A 14265-nucleotide genomic window follows, 5' to 3' on the forward strand; every position below is an offset into this window, starting at 1 on the left:
GCCTTAAGCGACGTGGGGGCGTCGGATTCGACCCCCTCATCCCCGAGAGCGTCGCCGCTGGGGGAGACGTACGAAACGAAAAACCGGCGGTGTGCCGGGTGGAGACGACGGCCGGTGTCGGCCCGCGATGCGGACGCGACGAGCGCTCGACGGTGAACGAGTCACCGTCCGCGCGGCGTTACTTGAACAGCGACTGGCCGGCGCTGCCGGAGACCTCGGTCAGGTCGGCGTGCACGTCGGCGATGCGCTCGCGGATGTCGCGACCGGCGACGCGGGGGTCGAACACGTCCTTGTTCGGCGACCAGTCGGTCTCGTTGAAGAACGTGTCGCGGGCGTCCGCGACGCCCTCGGGCGGGACGATGGCGTTCGGTTCCTCGTTGTAGCGGTCGTACGCGGTGCGGGTGTACTCGTACTGGTAGCGGGTGTCCTTGTTGACCTTGCAGATGCCGTGTTTGAGCATCTCTTGCAGTTGGTCGGGCTGGACCCCCGAGGAGCCGTGGAGGACGAGCGGCGTGTCGAGGCCGTGGTCGCGCAGGGCTTGCCGGATGTCGTTGGCGAGGTCCGGACGGAGTTCGAGGTCCTTGCCCTTGGCGACGCCGTGCTGCGTGCCGACGGAGATGGCCAGCAGGTCCGCGCCCGTCTTGTCGACGAACTCGACGGCTTGTTCGGGGTCCGTGTAGAACGCCTCCTCGGCCTCGATTTCGTCCTCGACGCCCTTTATCTGGCCGAGTTCGGCCTCGATGAGCACGTCGGAGCCCGCGGCCTCGACCATCTCGACGACCTCGCGGCTCGTGGCGACGTTCTCGTCGAACGGCTCGTGGGACGCGTCGATCATGATGGACGACGGGATGTCGAGTTCGATCTGTTGCTCGATGAACTCGAGGTCCGTCTGGTGGTCCATGTTGAGGAAGACGCCGATGTCGTACCGCTCGGCGATGGTCTCGATGTAGTTCCCCATGGCCTTCAGACCCGCGACGGCGTCGCCGTCGCCCGCGAACCGACAGGCCCCGCCGCTCATCTGCAACAGGAGGTCCGAGTCCATCCGGTCGGCCCCCTCCATGAGACCCATCATGATGTTCGGCTCCGCGATGTTACTCGCGATGAGGCCGAATCCTTCGTCGAGCGCCTCGTCGTACACTGTGGCGAGTTCCTCCCCGCCGTAGAACGGCATTATGCGTTCACCTCGGTTTCGTCAACGACTGCGAGACTAATAATGTATGGGAAGCGAGTTTCGATTCTGCACGTTTTCGTTTGTTCGCGTTCGAGTTAATTTCCATCGCCCGACAGAGCGCCGCCGCTGGAAGCGAGCGAAAAAACGGAAAAGCCGTCGCGGGGGTTACGAGAACAGCTTCTTCAGGCGGGCGAACAGCCCCTTTTCGGGGTCGCCGCCGCGGCGCACGGGCTCGTCCGACTCCGCGGCGTCGGCGTCGGCGGACGAGTCGTCGGCACCGGCGTCGGCGTCCTCGCCGTCGTCACCGCTTCCGAACGTGACCGAGCCCGTCTTGCCGGCCTCGGCGAGTTCGACGGCCTTCTGCACGACGGCCTCGGCGTTGTTCACGCCGTCCTTGACCGTCCCCTTGAGGACGAGTTTGCCGTCGAAGCGGTCGCGGCTGACAGACGTGTCCGAGGTGATGATGACCGCGTCCGCCTCGGCGATGGCGTCGGAGGCTAGTTCGTCCTGCGTGCCCATCGCGCCCTGAACCTCGACGTCGATGTCGTGGCCGAGGCGCTCGCCGGCCTGCAAGAGGTTCTCGGCCGCCATCTGGCTGTGTGCGATTCCGGTCGGACAGGATGTGACTGCGACGAGTTTCATTGGTCTAGTGTAAGGATTTCCGCGACTTCAGCCTTCGTGTCGGCTTGGAGGACGCGCTCCGCGAGGTCGCGGGCGTCCGCGGTGTCGGTCTCCGCGACGGCCGCCTTGACCTGCGGCACCGTCACGGCGCTCATGCTCAGTTCGTCGAGGCCGAGCCCGACGAGCAGTTCGGTGAGGTCCGGGTCGCCCGCCATCTCGCCGCACATGCCGACCCAGCAGTCCTCGCCTTCGGCCGCCGAGACGGTGGCGTCGATGGCGCGGAGGACCGCCGGCTGCCGGTAGTCTCCGAGCTCAGAAACGCGCTCGTTGCCGCGCTCGGCGGCCATCACGTACTGCGCGAGGTCGTTCGTCCCGATGCTGAAGAAGTCGACGTGCGGCGCGAACTGGTCGGCCATGAACGCCGCGGCGGGCGTCTCGACCATGATGCCGAACTCGGGCAGTTCGTTTGCGACGCCCTCGGCGTCGAGGTCGGCGGCGACCGACTCGAACCGCTCGCGGCCGGCGCGAAGCTCCTCGACCGTCGAGACGAGCGGGAGCATCACCGACAGGTTCGCGCCGTCGGCGCTGGCCGCCGCGCGCAGGAGCGCGCGGGCCTGCGTCTCGAAGAGGTCCGCGTCCGGGCCGAGCGACCGGCGGATGCCGCGCTCGCCGAGGAACGGGTTCTCCTCGTCCGGCAGGTCGAGATACGGGACCGGCTTGTCGCCGCCGATGTCGAGCGTCCGGACGACGACGCGCCCGCCGTCGAACGATTCGAGCGCCTCGACGTACGCCTCGTACTGCTCGTCTTCGTCCGGCGGCGACTCGCGGTCGAGGAAGAGGAACTCGGTGCGGAACAGGCCGACGCCGTCGGCCCCGCGGTCGACGGCCGGCCCGAGGTCCGCCAGCGTACCGATGTTGGCGGCGACCTCGATGTCGACGCCGTCTGCGGTCTCGACCGGCTCGTGTCGGATGTCAACGTCGGCGGCGGCCGCGGCGGCCTCCTTGCGCTCGTCGCTCGGGTCGACCACGAGGTCGCCCGACTCGCCGTCGACGACGACCTCGGTGCCGTCCTCGACGGACTGGAGCTCCTCGCCCACGCCGACGATGGCCGGCAGGGCGAGCGAGCGCGCGAAGATGGCCGCGTGGGAGGTGCGGCCGCCCGTCACGGTGACGAAGCCGGCGACGCGCTCCGGGTCGAGTTGCGCCGTGTCGCTCGGCGTGAGCCGCTCCGCGACGACGACGCTCCCCTCCGGCAGCGACGAGAGGTCGACGCGCTCGCCGTCCGAGAGGACGCGCACGAGTCGGTCGCGCACGTCGCGGAGGTCGTCGGCGCGCTCGCCCATGCGACCGCCCATGTTCTCGAACTGCTCGACGAACTCGGTGAACGTCTCCTGAACGGCGTGTTCGGCCGGGAGCCCGCCCTCGATGGCGTCGGAGACGCCGTCGGTTATCTGCGGGTCGTTGAGGAACTGGACGTGCGCGTCGAACACCGCGGCCTCCTCCTCGCCGACGCGTTCTGCGGTCCGCTCGCGCTCGGCTTCGAGTTCGTCTTCGGCGGCCGCGCGGGCGTCCTCGAAGCGGGCCAGTTCGGCCTCCGCGTCCACGTCTGCCGGGGCCGGCGGCTCGGGGAGGTCCGCGTCCGGGCGGTACCAGACGACGGTGCCGACGCCCGAAAGCGGTGTCACGCCGATGCCGGAGAGGGTTCGTTCGGTCATAGCTTACTGTTTGACTTCAGGCGTGGAAAGGATATCCTCTAGGGCGTCGAGTGCCGCTTCCGCGTCGTCGCCCTCGGCGACGAGTCGGACGGACTCGTCGTGGCCGACGCCGAGGCCGGTGACGGCGAGCATGCTGGCGGCGGGGACGAGGTCGTCCTCGTCGGCGCGGCCGAGCTGTACGTCGGCGTCGAACTCGTTTGCGGTCTCGACGAACTGCGAGGCCGGGCGGGCGTGCAGCCCGTCTTCGGGGACGACCGTGACGGTCCGCTCCATCACTCGACCACCTCTGCGAGCACGTCCTGGACGGTCTGTTTGCTCTCGGCTTCGAGGAGCTTCTCGCGCACGTCCTCGTGCATGAGCGACCGCGAGAGGGCGCTCAGAATCTGCAGGTGGTCCTCGCCGCCCGCCGCGGGGACGAGAATCATAAAGAGGAGCTTCGCCGGCTTGTCGTCCATGGCGTCGAAGTCGATGCCCTCGGTCGAGCGCGCGAAGGCGACCGTCGGCTTCGAGACGGCGTCGGTCTTCGCGTGCGGGATGCCGATGCCGAAGCCGACGCCGGTCGTCGCCTCCTCCTCGCGTTCGAGGAGGGCGTCGAGCGCGGCGTCGCGGTCGTCGACGCGACCGGCGTCGACCGCGAGGTCGAGGAGGAACTCGATGGCCCCCTCCTTCGTCGCCGGCGGCTCTTCGAGCGATATCAGTTCGAGCGGTGTGATGGTGCTGATGTCAGTGACGTCCATTGTATTGTGCTTCGTTCGAGTCTGGAAAGATTAGTTCGGTGTGGTCAGTCGTCGGAGCTCTGGGCCGCCATCTTGGCGTCGAAGTTCGGCTTGATGGCCGTCGCGATGACGGCGGTCACGATGGAGCCCAGCAGGATGCACGCGATGAACATGAACGGCTGGTTCGACAGCGGAACCACGAAGATGCCGCCGTGCGGAGCCGGCATGTTCACGCCGAGCGCCATCGAGGCCGCGCCGGCGACGGCGCTGCCCGCGACGACGCTGGGAATGACGCGGGCCGGGTCGGCGGCCGCGTACGGAATCGCGCCCTCGGTAATGAACGAGAAGCCGAGGAGCACGCCGCTCTTGGCGTTCTCGTACATCTCGGCCGCGTACTTCTGCGGCGCGATGAAGTTCGACAGCGCGAGACCGATGGGCGGGACCATCCCCGCAATCATGACCGCGGCCATCGGTGCGGTGACGCCCTCGGAGATGAGGCCGACGGAGAACACGTAGGCGACCTTGTTGACGGGGCCGCCCATGTCGGCCGCCATCATCGCCCCGAGGATGCCCCCGAGGAGAATCGCCTGTCCGCCGCCCTGCATATTGCTCAGGAACTCGGTGAGCCCCGCGTTGGCGATGGAAATCGGAACGCCCAGCACGAACAACATGACGGGCGTGAGCACCGCCGTCGTCGCCACCGGAATGAGAAGCACGGGCATCATCGGTGCGATGAACTCGGGCACGTCGCGCTGCTTGAACCAGCGCGCGACGACACCGGCGAGGAAGCCGGCGACGATAGCGCCGAGGTAGCCCGCGCCGGCGGAGCCGCCCTGGAGACCGATGACGTCACCGGCCGCTTGCAGGACGTTGCCCTGCTGGATGATGTACGACAGGATGAAGCCCGGTGCGAGGCCCGGTCGGTCGGCGATTGCGTACGCGATGTACGCGCCGAGAACCGGAACCATGAGCGTCAGCCCGGCGCTCCCGATCTGCGCGAGGAACCAGCCGGCGGTCCCCGTGCTGTTGAACACGTCTTGTACGTTGTTCGAAAGCGAGGCTACCGCGTAGCCCAGCGCAAGGAAGATTCCGCCGATGGTCACGAACGGAATCATGAACGATACCCCGGTCATCAGGTCCTCCTTCACCGAAGTGAGGTAGGACCGAACTGCGTCTTCTGCGTCGTTTGCCATAGTGTTGCCACCCCTACGAAAGAACGTACGCAAATGTGCTCAAAAACCCTTTCGAATATGAACGTTACTGCGTGTTTCGGTCGTTAACAAACGATCATCCGAGAGTCACCGGGTCCGAACGGTCGCCACCTCGACGTGCGTCTCGTTCGTCAGCACGTCTTCGAGGTCCGGGACGCGGGTCCCGGCGACGCCGACGACGCGGGACGCGGTCAGCACGCCCATTCGGAGCGCGTCGGCGTCCGAGAGGCCGTGTTCGCGCGCGGCGAGGAAGCCGGACATGACGGCGTCGCCCGCGCCGACCGTGTCCACGACCTCCACGTCGAGCGCGGGCGCGGAGAGCACCTCGTCGTCGGTGACGAGGAGCGCGCCGTCCGCGCCGAGCGACGCCAACACGTACTCGAATCCGCGCGCGTGAAGCTCCTCGGCGGCCTCGACGGCGTCGGCTTCGGTCTCGACGGTCCGGCCCGTCGCCGCCGCGAGCTCAGAGCGATTGGGTTTGCAGACGTAGTAGTCGGCGTCCAGTTCGGCGAGATACTCGCCGCCCATGTCCACCGCGATTTTCCAGTCGCCCGCGCGGGCGAGCCTGTCCACGTCGGAAAGCGACATCCCCGGCGGGAGACTGCCGCCGACGAGGAGCGTGTCGGGTTCGTTCGCCTGCGCGGTCTCGACGAGTTCGTCCACGTCGGCTGCACGAATCTGCGGGCCGTTGTGATTGAGTTTGTACTCGCCGTCGTCCGCGAGGACGGTCGTGTTGAGGCGGGTGTCCGCGTCGACGGTGACGAAGTCCGAGGCGATGCCGTCGGCGTCGAGTCGGTCGCGGACGAACTTCCCGAAGTGGCCGCCGAGAAAGCCCGAGGCGGTCACGTCGGCGTCGAGCGCCGAGGCGTACTTGGCGACGTTGATACCCTTGCCGCCGGCGGTGAACACCGCGTCGTCGGTCCGGTGGACGACGCCGGTCTGAAGCGGTTCGTCGAAGTGAATCGTGTGGTCGACTGCTGGGTTCGGGGTGACTGTGAGAATCATCGTGCAACTCCGTCGACGACGGTGACGCCCGCGCTCTCTATCTCCTCGCGCGAGTCGGCGTCGAGCGTCCCGTCGGTGATAAACAGGTCAATCTCTTCGAGCGATGCGAACTGGACGAAGCTCCGTCGACCGAGCTTCGAGAGGTCCGCGACGAGGACGACCTTCGCGGCCTTCTCGACCATCAGCTCCTTCATCCGCGCCTCGTCCTCGTTCGGGGTCGTGAGGCCGGATTCCACGTCTAAGGCGTTCGTGCCGAGGAACAGCAGGTCGAAGTTCGTCCGCTCCATGAACGACTCCGCGGTCGGTCCCACGAGCGCCTTCGTCCGCCGGCGGAGCGTCCCGCCCGTGAGTTTGACCTCGTTGTCCTCCTCGTTCAGTTCGATGGCGAGCCGCGGCGAGTTGGTGACGCCGAGTATCGTCCCGTCCTTGGGGACTTTGCGGGCCACCTCCATCGTGGTCGTCCCGGCGTCGAAGAACACGACCTGCCCCTCGGCCAGTTCCTCGACCGCGCGGTCCGCGATTGCGCGTTTCCCTTCGAGATTCTGTACTTCCTTCTGCCCGTAGGTCTGCTCGCGCCCGACGGAGGTCACGGGGACGGCCCCGCCGTGCGACCGCTCGATGAGCCCACGGTCTTCGAGTTCGCGCAGGTCACGACGTATCGTCGCCTTCGAGTAGCCGAGATGGTCTGACAGCGACTCGACCGACCGACCGTCCGAGTCGGAGACGAGTTCGACGATGCGGCGTTTGCGCTCTGCTGGTAACATCGGTGGCGATTCCTCGTTACGAGGAAGGTAGGTCGGGGAGTAGTGTTAATTGTTTATGTTGGATTCCGACCGTATCTGCTCGAAACAGCCGAATCCCACACAGGAACGAAAACAGGGTGTTCGTCGATGAGAAAACGATCAGAAACGAAAACGAGCGTGTTCGAAACGAACGCCGAATCGCCGGTTCGGCGGGTCGCCGGCGCTCAGAGTCGGTCGAGAATCGCGGCGGTCACGTCCTCCGTGGAGGCGTCGCCGCCGAGGTCGGGCGTGCGCGGCCCGTCGGCGAGGACGCCTTCGACGGCCGACCGGACGCGGTCGGCTTCGGCCTCGTGGTCGAGGTAGTCGAGCAGCATCGCCGCGGACAGAATCGTCGCGGCCGGGTTGGCGATGCCCTCGCCGGCGATGTCGGGCGCGGAGCCGTGGACCGGTTCGAACAGCGCGGCGTCCGGGCCGATGTTCGCCGAGGGGAGCAGTCCGAGGCCGCCGACGAGGCCGGCGGCGAGGTCGGACAGCACGTCGCCCGCGAGGTTCGGACAGACGATGGTGTCGAACTGCGTGGGGTCGAGACAGACGCGCGTCGCGAAGGCGTCCATCAGGACCTCCTCGGTCTCGACGCCGCGCTCGTCGGCGACGGCGACGACGGCGTCGCGGAAGCGACCGTCCGTCTCGCGCATCACGTTCGCCTTGTGGGCGACCTGGAAGCTGCCGCCCTCGCCGCCGACGTAGTCGCAGGCGTACTCGGCGAGTCGCTCGGACGCCGAGGTGGTGACGACGCGCGTGAGCGTCGAGAGGTCCTCGGAGAGGCGGTCCTCGTGGCCCGAGTAGACGCCTTCGGTGTTCTCCCGGAGGAACACGAGATCCGTCTCCGGGCGGAGCGCGTCGACGCCGGGGTAGGCCTTCGCCGGGCGGACGTTGACGAAGGAGTCCACCGCGGTCCGAAGCGGCAGGATGACGTCCGCCGCGGTCTCGCCGGCCGCGCCGAACAGCGTCGCGTCGGCCTCGGCGGCGAGGTCGTACGTCTCCTGCGGGAGCGCCTCGCCGGTCTCTTCTTTGACGTGGTCGCCGGCGTCGGCCTCGACGAACTCGAAATCGCCGACGGCCTTCAGCACGTCAACCGCCGCCGGGATGACCTCCGCGCCGATGCCGTCGCCGGGGATGACGACGATTTCCTCAGTCATCGACGTAGGGCAGGGCGGCGGCTTTCTCGGCGACCGCGTCGGCGTTCGACTTCATGAGCGCCGTCGTGTCCCAGACGCCCTCGGTGAGCGCCTTCCGTTGTGCGTCGTCGACGGTCACGTCCACGGTGGTGTCGCCGTAGGTGACCGTCTCGTTTTCCACGTCCACGTCGATGTCGGCGTCCGGGTGCTCGTCGACCCAGTCCTGGAGTTCGGTGACCGTCTCGTGGTCCGCGGTGACCGTCGGGATGCCGAGCGCGAGGCAGTTGCCCGCGAAAATCTCCGCGAACGACTCGCCGACGATGGCGTCGATGCCCCAGCGCATGAGCGCCTGCGGGGCGTGCTCCCGAGAGGAGCCACAGCCGAAGTTGGCGTTGACGACCATGATGGACGCGTCCTGGAACTGCGGCTCGTTCATCGGGTGGTCCTTGGGTTCGTCGTTCTCGTCGTAGCGCTGGTCGAAGAACGCGAACTCGCCGAGGCCGTCGAACGTGACGACCTTCATGAACCGCGCCGGGATTATCTGGTCCGTGTCGATGTCGTTGCCGCGGATGGGCACGCCGGTGCCGGACGCGGAGTCGATTTCGGGGATTTCGTCGGTCATACCGTGGTCACCTCCTTCAGTTCGCGTACGTCAGTCACTTCCCCGGTGACGGCCGCCGCGGCGACCATGCGCGGGTTCATCAGGACGGTGCGGCCGTCTTTCGACCCCTGCCGGCCGATGAAGTTGCGGTTCGACGAGGACGCGGAGGCCTCGTCGCCCTCCAGTTGGTCCTCGTTCATGCCGAGACACATCGAACAGCCCGCCTCGCGCCACTCGAAGCCGGCGTCCTTGAATATCTCGTCGAGGCCCTCCGCTTCGGCGGCGGCCTTGACGCGCTGACTGCCGGGGACGACCATCGCGCGGACGCTGTCCGCGACCTGTCGACCCTTCACGACCCCCGCCGCGCGGCGGAGGTCGGGCAGGCGAGCGTTCGTACACGAGCCGAGGAACGCCACGTCGATTTCGTAGCCCTCCATCGTCTCGCCGGGCGTGACGCCCATGTGTTCCTGCGCCATCCGGGCGGTGTCCTGCTTCTCCTCGGGCAGGTCTTCGGGGGCCGGAATCGGCTGGGTGATACCGACGCCCTGTCCGGGCGTGGTCCCCCACGTCACGACGGGTTCGAGTTCGGAGCCGTCGATGGTGACGACGTCGTCGTACTCGGCGTCCTCGTCGGAGCGGATGGATTCCCAGTACGGCTTGAGTTCGTCGAACCGCTCGGGGTTCTCCTGGAAGTACTCGGTCTCTTTCAGCCAGTCGTAGGTGGTCTCGTCGGGGTTGACGTAGCCCGCGCGAGCGCCGCCCTCGATGGACATGTTACAGATGCTCATCCGGCCCTCCATGTCGAGGTTCTCGATGGCCTCGCCGGCGTACTCGTAGACGTAGCCGACGCCGCCTTCGGTGCCGAGGCGACGGATGATTTCGAGGATGACGTCCTTCGCTTCGACGCCGGGGCCGAGTTCGCCCGTGACCTCGATTTTCCGCACCTTCTTCTTCTCCATCGCGACGGTCTGGGTCGCCAGCACGTCGCGAATCTGGCTCGTCCCGATACCGAACGCGAGCGCGCCGAACGCGCCGTGGGTCGAGGTGTGGCTGTCGCCGCAGACGATGGTCATGCCGGGCTGAGTGAGTCCCTTCTCGGGCCCGATGACGTGGACGATACCCTGCTCGCCCGACGTGGGGTCCGAGAAGTTGATGCCCGCTTCGCGGACGTTCTGCTCCAGTTCGGCCATCATCTCCTCGGCGGCGTCGTCGCGGAACGGCCGCGACTGGTCCGACGTGGGGACGATGTGGTCGACCGTCGCGTGCGTCCGGTTCGGGTAGGCGACTTCGAGGTCGCGCTCCTGCAACATGCCGAACGCCTGCGGGCTCGTCACCTCGTGGATGAGGTGCAGGCCGCAGAACAGCTGCGTCTGGCCGGTCGGCAGCTCCGAAACCGTGTGTTCCTCCCAGACCTTGTCGTACAGCGTTCCCTCACTCATGTCCGTCACCCGGTACGACGCGGTCGTCGCGGCCGCGTTCCCAGACCTGGTTCGCGCCCTCGCCGTTGCGGGGCGTGTGGTCCACGTCGCCCATCGTCTCCGTCTCGGTCGGCTCCGTGGTCGCGGGCGTCGCGTCGCTCCGACCGCCGTCGGTGACGGCCGGGCCGCGCTCGTAGACCGTGGTGAACGTCTCGCCCGTATAGGGGTTGGTGTGGCTGATGTCTCGCATTCGGTCGGTCGTGTCGTCGCGTGTCATTGGTGTCGTGTTCAGTCGTCCGCCGGCGCTTCGGCTTTCTCCGCGTCCGCCTCGTCTTCCTCGTCGGCCCACGCGAACAGATCGCGCAGCGGCGCGCCGACCTGTTCGATGTGGTGGTTCTCCTCTGCGTCCTTGAGCTGGGAGTACGACGGGCGGCCCGCCTGGTTCTCCAGAATCCACTCGCGGGCGAAGGTGCCGTCCTGGACCTCCTCCAGAATCTCCTCCATGTTCTCGCGGGCGTGCTCGTCGACGACGCGGTCGCCGCGGGTCAGCCCGCCGAACTCGGCGGTGTCGGAGACGGAGTGCCACATCTCGCCGAGCCCGCCTTCGTACATCAGGTCGACGATGAGTTTCAGTTCGTTCAGGCACTCGAAGTAGGCCATCTCGGGGGAGTAGCCCGCGTCGACGAGCGTCTCGTAGCCCTGCTTGACCAGCGAGGTGACGCCGCCGCAGAGGACTGCCTGCTCGCCGAACAGGTCGGTCTCGGTCTCCTCCTGGAACGTCGTCTCGATGACGCCAGCGCGGGTGCAGCCGAGGCCGTGCGCGTAGGCCAGCGCCTCCTCCTTGGCGTCGCCCGTCACGTCCTGGTAGACCGCGATGAGACCCGGCGTCCCCTCATTGGACTCGTAGTTGCGGCGGACGAGGTGGCCCGGCGACTTCGGCGCGACCATCGTCACGTCGACGTCTTCCGGGGGCCGAATCTGGTTGTAGTGGATGTTGAATCCGTGGGCGAACTGGAGCGTGTCGCCGGCGTCCAGCGAGTCTCGAATCTCCTCGAACACCGCCGGCTGGACGGTGTCGGGGACGAGCACGGAGACGATGTCGCCCTCGGCGGCCGCCGCGGCGGGCTCTTTGACGCGGAGGCCGTCGGCTTCCGCGGCGCTTCGGGACGAGGAGTTCGCGCGCAGGCCGACGACCACGTCGACCCCGCTGTCCGCGAGGTTCTGCGCGTGGGCGTGGCCCTGACTGCCGTAGCCGATGACGGCTACGGTCTTGTCGTCGATTTGGGAGCGGTCGGCGTCGTCGTCGTAGTACACTTCGGTGGTGAGTTCTGTCATTGCGTGTTGGTGTTGGGTTTGGTGGGTTCGCCGGAGGTTCCGGGTTCCTCTCCGGGGACGGTCTTCTTCGAGCCGTGGGCGAGCGCGGTCTGGCCGGTCCGGGCGATTTCGATGATACCGAACCGTCGGAACGCGTCCACGGCGTCGTCTATCTTGCGCTCGTCGCCGGTGAGCTGGACCGTGATGGTCTCCGGCCCGGCGTCGAGGGTGCGGCCGTCGTACATCTCCGTGATGGCGTGGACCTTGTCGGGGTCCTCGCCGCGGACCTTCAGGAGGACGAGTTCCGCGCGGACGGCGTCGTCGTCCAGCTCGCCGACGGAGATGACGGGCTTGAGCTTCGCGAGCTGTTTTTCGATCTGGTCGATGCCCGGTTCGGGCTCCTCGACGACCATCGTGATGCGGGAGTGGTCCTCGACTGTCGTCGGGCCCACGGTGAGGCTCTCGATGTTGAACTGACGGCGGGCGGCGAGGCCGGCGACGCGCGAGAGCACGCCGGGTTCGTCCTCGACGATGGCCGAAAAGACCGCGCGCCGCGGTTCGTGTTCCGATTCCGCTTCGGGGTCGATGCGGATGCCCTGCGCGTTGCGGCGGCCATCGGGGTGCGGCCGCTCGTCGGGCGCGGGGCCTTGCAGTCCTGTCCGATTGTCGCTCATAACTGGTCCTCCGAGAGTGCGAATTTGCCGTTCGCGCCGCCCGAGGAGACCATCGGATAGACGTTCTCCGCCGGGTCGACGTGGAAGTCGATGACCGAGGGGCCGTCGTACGCGAGCGCTTCCTCGATGACGTCGGGAACCTCCTCGTAGGAGTCGACGGTCCAGCCGCGCGCGCCGAACGCCTCGGCGAGCTTGTCGAACTGGGGACACCAGTCGTAGCCGGCGGCCATGCGTCGGCCCTCGAAGAAGGCGTCCTGCCACTGGCGGACCATCCCGATGTACTCGTTGTTCAGGATGGCGACCGTGATGTCGAGGTTCTCGCGGACGGCGACCGACAGCTCCTGAATCGTCATCAGGAACGAGGCGTCGCCGTCGACGCAGACGACCGTCTCGTCGTCGTCGGCCGCGACCCGCGCGCCGATTGCGGCGGGCAGGCCGTAGCCCATCGTGCCGAGACCGTGGGACGAAACCCACCGCCGCGGCTCGGTGAACGTCCAGTACTGGGCGGCCCACATCTGGTGTTGACCGACGCCGCTCGTGACGATGGTCTCGTCGGGCGTGGCCTCGTCGAGCGCCTCGACGACGAACTGCGGCTTCAGCGGCTCGTTGTCCGGGGCCGCGTAGTCCATCGGGTAGTCGTCTTTCCACGCGAGACACTGGTCGACCCACTCGCGCGCGTCGGGACCCTCGTCGAGTTCGGCGTCGACGCGCTCGATGGCGCGGCCGGCGTCGCCGACGACCGGGTAGTCCGCGTGGACGTTCTTCGAGATTTCCGCCGGGTCGATGTCGATGTGGACGACTTCGGCCTCGGGCGCGAACGTGTCGATGCCGCCGGTCAGGCGGTCGTCGAACCGCGTGCCGACCGCGATGAGGCAGTCGGTGTGCGTGATGGCCATGTTGGCGTAGCCGGTGCCGTGCATCCCCGCCCACGAGAGGCAGAGTTCGTGGTCCTCCGGCATCGCGCCGATTCCGGGCATCGTGGTGACGACCGGAATCCGGTGCTCGGTCGCGAACTGCCGGGCCACCTCGGTCGCGTCGGCCTTGACGACGCCGCCGCCGAACAACAGGAGGGGCTTCTCCGCGCGCTCGATTGCGCGCGCGGCGGCCTCGACCTGCGAGTCGGCCGGGTCGGTGCGGGCGCGGCACGTCTCGGGGGGCTGTGCCGGCCCCGGCTCGGTGTCGGTCTCGTTGAGCGAGACGTCCTTCGGGAGGTCGACGAGCGTCGGGCCGGGTCGGCCCTCGGCGGCGAGCGCGAACGCTTCGCCGACGGTGTCGCCGACGGTGTCGGGCGACGAGGCGAAGTAGTTGTGCTTCGTGATGGGCGCGGTGACGCCCGTGGTGTCGGTCTCCTGGAACGCGTCGGAGCCGACCATGTCGGACGGGACCTGTCCCGTGAGCGCGAGCACCGCGTCGGAGTCCATGTTCGCGTCGGCGATGCCGGTCACGAGGTTGGTCGCGCCCGGACCGGACGTGGCGAGACAGACGCCGGGGTCGCCGCGAACGACGCCGTACGCGTCGGCCGCGTGCGCCGCGCCCTGCTCGTGGGCCATCGTCACGTGACGGATGTCGGAGTGGTACAGCGCGTCGTAGATGGGCATTATCGCCCCGCCCTGCACGCCGAAGGCGGTCTCGACGCCGGCGTTTTCGAGGGCGCGGACGACGGCCGTCGAACCCGAGGTGACTTCGGTCGGCGTCTGGGCCGCGTCGTCGGCGGCGTCGGTCGCGTCGGGGTCGGTCGTGGCTGCGGTTCGTTCGCTCATGTGTGGGCTCCGTGGTGTGTGGTCGGTCGTCGATACGGGCTGTCTGGTGACTGCGTGTGGTGCTGGTGCGCCATTGTAGGGACTGCGGACGTGTCTGAAAACGGTGCGAATACGCGGGACGGAGAGATGGTGTGGTAG

At 67.7% G+C, this 14265-nt stretch carries 15 protein-coding genes; all 15 read right to left on the reverse strand.

What is annotated here, in order from left to right; all coding sequences use genetic code 11:
* Positions 1-178: 178 nt before the first annotated feature.
* The 15 genes from fba to ilvB all read right to left on the reverse strand — a co-directional run bounded on the left by fba (position 179) and on the right by ilvB (position 14127).
* On the reverse strand, positions 179-1171 hold the full coding sequence (fba, locus tag DEQ67_RS07515; RefSeq protein ID WP_004043441.1) for a class II fructose-bisphosphate aldolase: 993 nt from the start codon (positions 1169-1171) through the stop codon (positions 179-181).
* A 165-nt stretch (positions 1172-1336) separates the two neighbouring features.
* Positions 1337-1813, reverse strand: coding sequence for a fructose PTS transporter subunit IIB (ptfB, locus tag DEQ67_RS07520; RefSeq protein ID WP_008606247.1), 477 nt, complete (start codon positions 1811-1813; stop codon positions 1337-1339).
* Entirely contained in the window at positions 1810-3507 is a 1698-nt protein-coding gene (gene ptsP, locus DEQ67_RS07525) for a phosphoenolpyruvate--protein phosphotransferase (RefSeq protein WP_115859882.1), read from the reverse strand. Before ptsP ends, ptfB begins: the two co-directional genes overlap by 4 nt.
* A 3-nt stretch (positions 3508-3510) precedes the next feature.
* Positions 3511-3780, reverse strand: a complete 270-nt coding sequence (gene ptsH1 / locus DEQ67_RS07530; RefSeq protein WP_004063299.1) for a phosphocarrier protein HPr — start codon at positions 3778-3780, stop codon at positions 3511-3513.
* Positions 3780-4244: a fructose PTS transporter subunit IIA gene (ptfA, locus tag DEQ67_RS07535; RefSeq protein ID WP_004970773.1), complete on the reverse strand. Its 465-nt coding sequence runs from the start codon at positions 4242-4244 to the stop codon at positions 3780-3782. Before ptfA ends, ptsH1 begins: the two co-directional genes overlap by 1 nt.
* 44 nt (positions 4245-4288) lie before the next feature.
* Positions 4289-5416: a fructose PTS transporter subunit IIC gene (gene ptfC, locus DEQ67_RS07540; protein WP_004063295.1), complete on the reverse strand. Its 1128-nt coding sequence runs from the start codon at positions 5414-5416 to the stop codon at positions 4289-4291.
* A 105-nt stretch (positions 5417-5521) separates the two neighbouring features.
* Complete coding sequence (pfkB, locus tag DEQ67_RS07545) at positions 5522-6439, reverse strand: 1-phosphofructokinase (protein ID WP_115802596.1); 918 nt, start codon at positions 6437-6439, stop codon at positions 5522-5524.
* Complete coding sequence (gene glpR, locus DEQ67_RS07550) at positions 6436-7203, reverse strand: HTH-type transcriptional regulator GlpR (protein ID WP_004043434.1); 768 nt, start codon at positions 7201-7203, stop codon at positions 6436-6438. Before glpR ends, pfkB begins: the two co-directional genes overlap by 4 nt.
* Before the next feature lie 203 nt (positions 7204-7406).
* Positions 7407-8381: a 3-isopropylmalate dehydrogenase gene (gene leuB / locus DEQ67_RS07555; RefSeq protein WP_004063291.1), complete on the reverse strand. Its 975-nt coding sequence runs from the start codon at positions 8379-8381 to the stop codon at positions 7407-7409.
* The gene (gene leuD / locus DEQ67_RS07560) at positions 8374-8982 is read right to left on the reverse strand and encodes a 3-isopropylmalate dehydratase small subunit (RefSeq protein ID WP_006600282.1); all 609 of its coding nucleotides are present in this window, start codon (positions 8980-8982) and stop codon (positions 8374-8376) included. Before leuD ends, leuB begins: the two co-directional genes overlap by 8 nt.
* On the reverse strand, positions 8979-10400 hold the full coding sequence (gene leuC, locus DEQ67_RS07565) for a 3-isopropylmalate dehydratase large subunit (RefSeq protein ID WP_115802597.1): 1422 nt from the start codon (positions 10398-10400) through the stop codon (positions 8979-8981). Before leuC ends, leuD begins: the two co-directional genes overlap by 4 nt.
* On the reverse strand, positions 10393-10656 hold the full coding sequence (locus DEQ67_RS07570; RefSeq protein WP_004063287.1) for a hypothetical protein: 264 nt from the start codon (positions 10654-10656) through the stop codon (positions 10393-10395). The genes leuC and DEQ67_RS07570 overlap by 8 nt, the downstream gene beginning before the upstream one ends.
* A gap of 11 nt (positions 10657-10667) precedes the next feature.
* A complete protein-coding gene (ilvC, locus tag DEQ67_RS07575; RefSeq protein ID WP_004043429.1) occupies positions 10668-11714 on the reverse strand; it encodes a ketol-acid reductoisomerase in 1047 nt (348 codons plus the stop codon).
* Entirely contained in the window at positions 11711-12367 is a 657-nt protein-coding gene (gene ilvN, locus DEQ67_RS07580; RefSeq protein ID WP_004043428.1) for an acetolactate synthase small subunit, read from the reverse strand. The genes ilvC and ilvN overlap by 4 nt, the downstream gene beginning before the upstream one ends.
* Entirely contained in the window at positions 12364-14127 is a 1764-nt protein-coding gene (ilvB, locus tag DEQ67_RS07585) for a biosynthetic-type acetolactate synthase large subunit (protein ID WP_004063286.1), read from the reverse strand. Before ilvB ends, ilvN begins: the two co-directional genes overlap by 4 nt.
* Between the last annotated feature and the right edge of the window lie 138 nt (positions 14128-14265).

This window comes from Haloferax sp. Atlit-48N (assembly GCF_003383015.2).
Taxonomy (GTDB): Archaea; Halobacteriota; Halobacteria; order Halobacteriales; family Haloferacaceae; genus Haloferax; species Haloferax volcanii.

Excerpts from the sequence above, each read along its gene's own strand:
- fba (WP_004043441.1), bottom strand. The coding sequence starts at position 1,171 with ATGCCGTTCTACGGCGGGGAGGAACTCGCCACAGTGTACGACGAGGCG.
- ptfB (WP_008606247.1), bottom strand. The coding sequence starts at position 1,813 with ATGAAACTCGTCGCAGTCACATCCTGTCCGACCGGAATCGCACACAGC.
- ptsP (WP_115859882.1), bottom strand. The coding sequence starts at position 3,507 with ATGACCGAACGAACCCTCTCCGGCATCGGCGTGACACCGCTTTCGGGC.
- ptsH1 (WP_004063299.1), bottom strand. The coding sequence starts at position 3,780 with ATGGAGCGGACCGTCACGGTCGTCCCCGAAGACGGGCTGCACGCCCGC.
- ptfA (WP_004970773.1), bottom strand. The coding sequence starts at position 4,244 with ATGGACGTCACTGACATCAGCACCATCACACCGCTCGAACTGATATCG.
- ptfC (WP_004063295.1), bottom strand. The coding sequence starts at position 5,416 with ATGGCAAACGACGCAGAAGACGCAGTTCGGTCCTACCTCACTTCGGTG.
- pfkB (WP_115802596.1), bottom strand. The coding sequence starts at position 6,439 with ATGATTCTCACAGTCACCCCGAACCCAGCAGTCGACCACACGATTCAC.
- glpR (WP_004043434.1), bottom strand. The coding sequence starts at position 7,203 with ATGTTACCAGCAGAGCGCAAACGCCGCATCGTCGAACTCGTCTCCGAC.
- leuB (WP_004063291.1), bottom strand. The coding sequence starts at position 8,381 with ATGACTGAGGAAATCGTCGTCATCCCCGGCGACGGCATCGGCGCGGAG.
- leuD (WP_006600282.1), bottom strand. The coding sequence starts at position 8,982 with ATGACCGACGAAATCCCCGAAATCGACTCCGCGTCCGGCACCGGCGTG.
- leuC (WP_115802597.1), bottom strand. The coding sequence starts at position 10,400 with ATGAGTGAGGGAACGCTGTACGACAAGGTCTGGGAGGAACACACGGTT.
- DEQ67_RS07570 (WP_004063287.1), bottom strand. The coding sequence starts at position 10,656 with ATGACACGCGACGACACGACCGACCGAATGCGAGACATCAGCCACACC.
- ilvC (WP_004043429.1), bottom strand. The coding sequence starts at position 11,714 with ATGACAGAACTCACCACCGAAGTGTACTACGACGACGACGCCGACCGC.
- ilvN (WP_004043428.1), bottom strand. The coding sequence starts at position 12,367 with ATGAGCGACAATCGGACAGGACTGCAAGGCCCCGCGCCCGACGAGCGG.
- ilvB (WP_004063286.1), bottom strand. The coding sequence starts at position 14,127 with ATGAGCGAACGAACCGCAGCCACGACCGACCCCGACGCGACCGACGCC.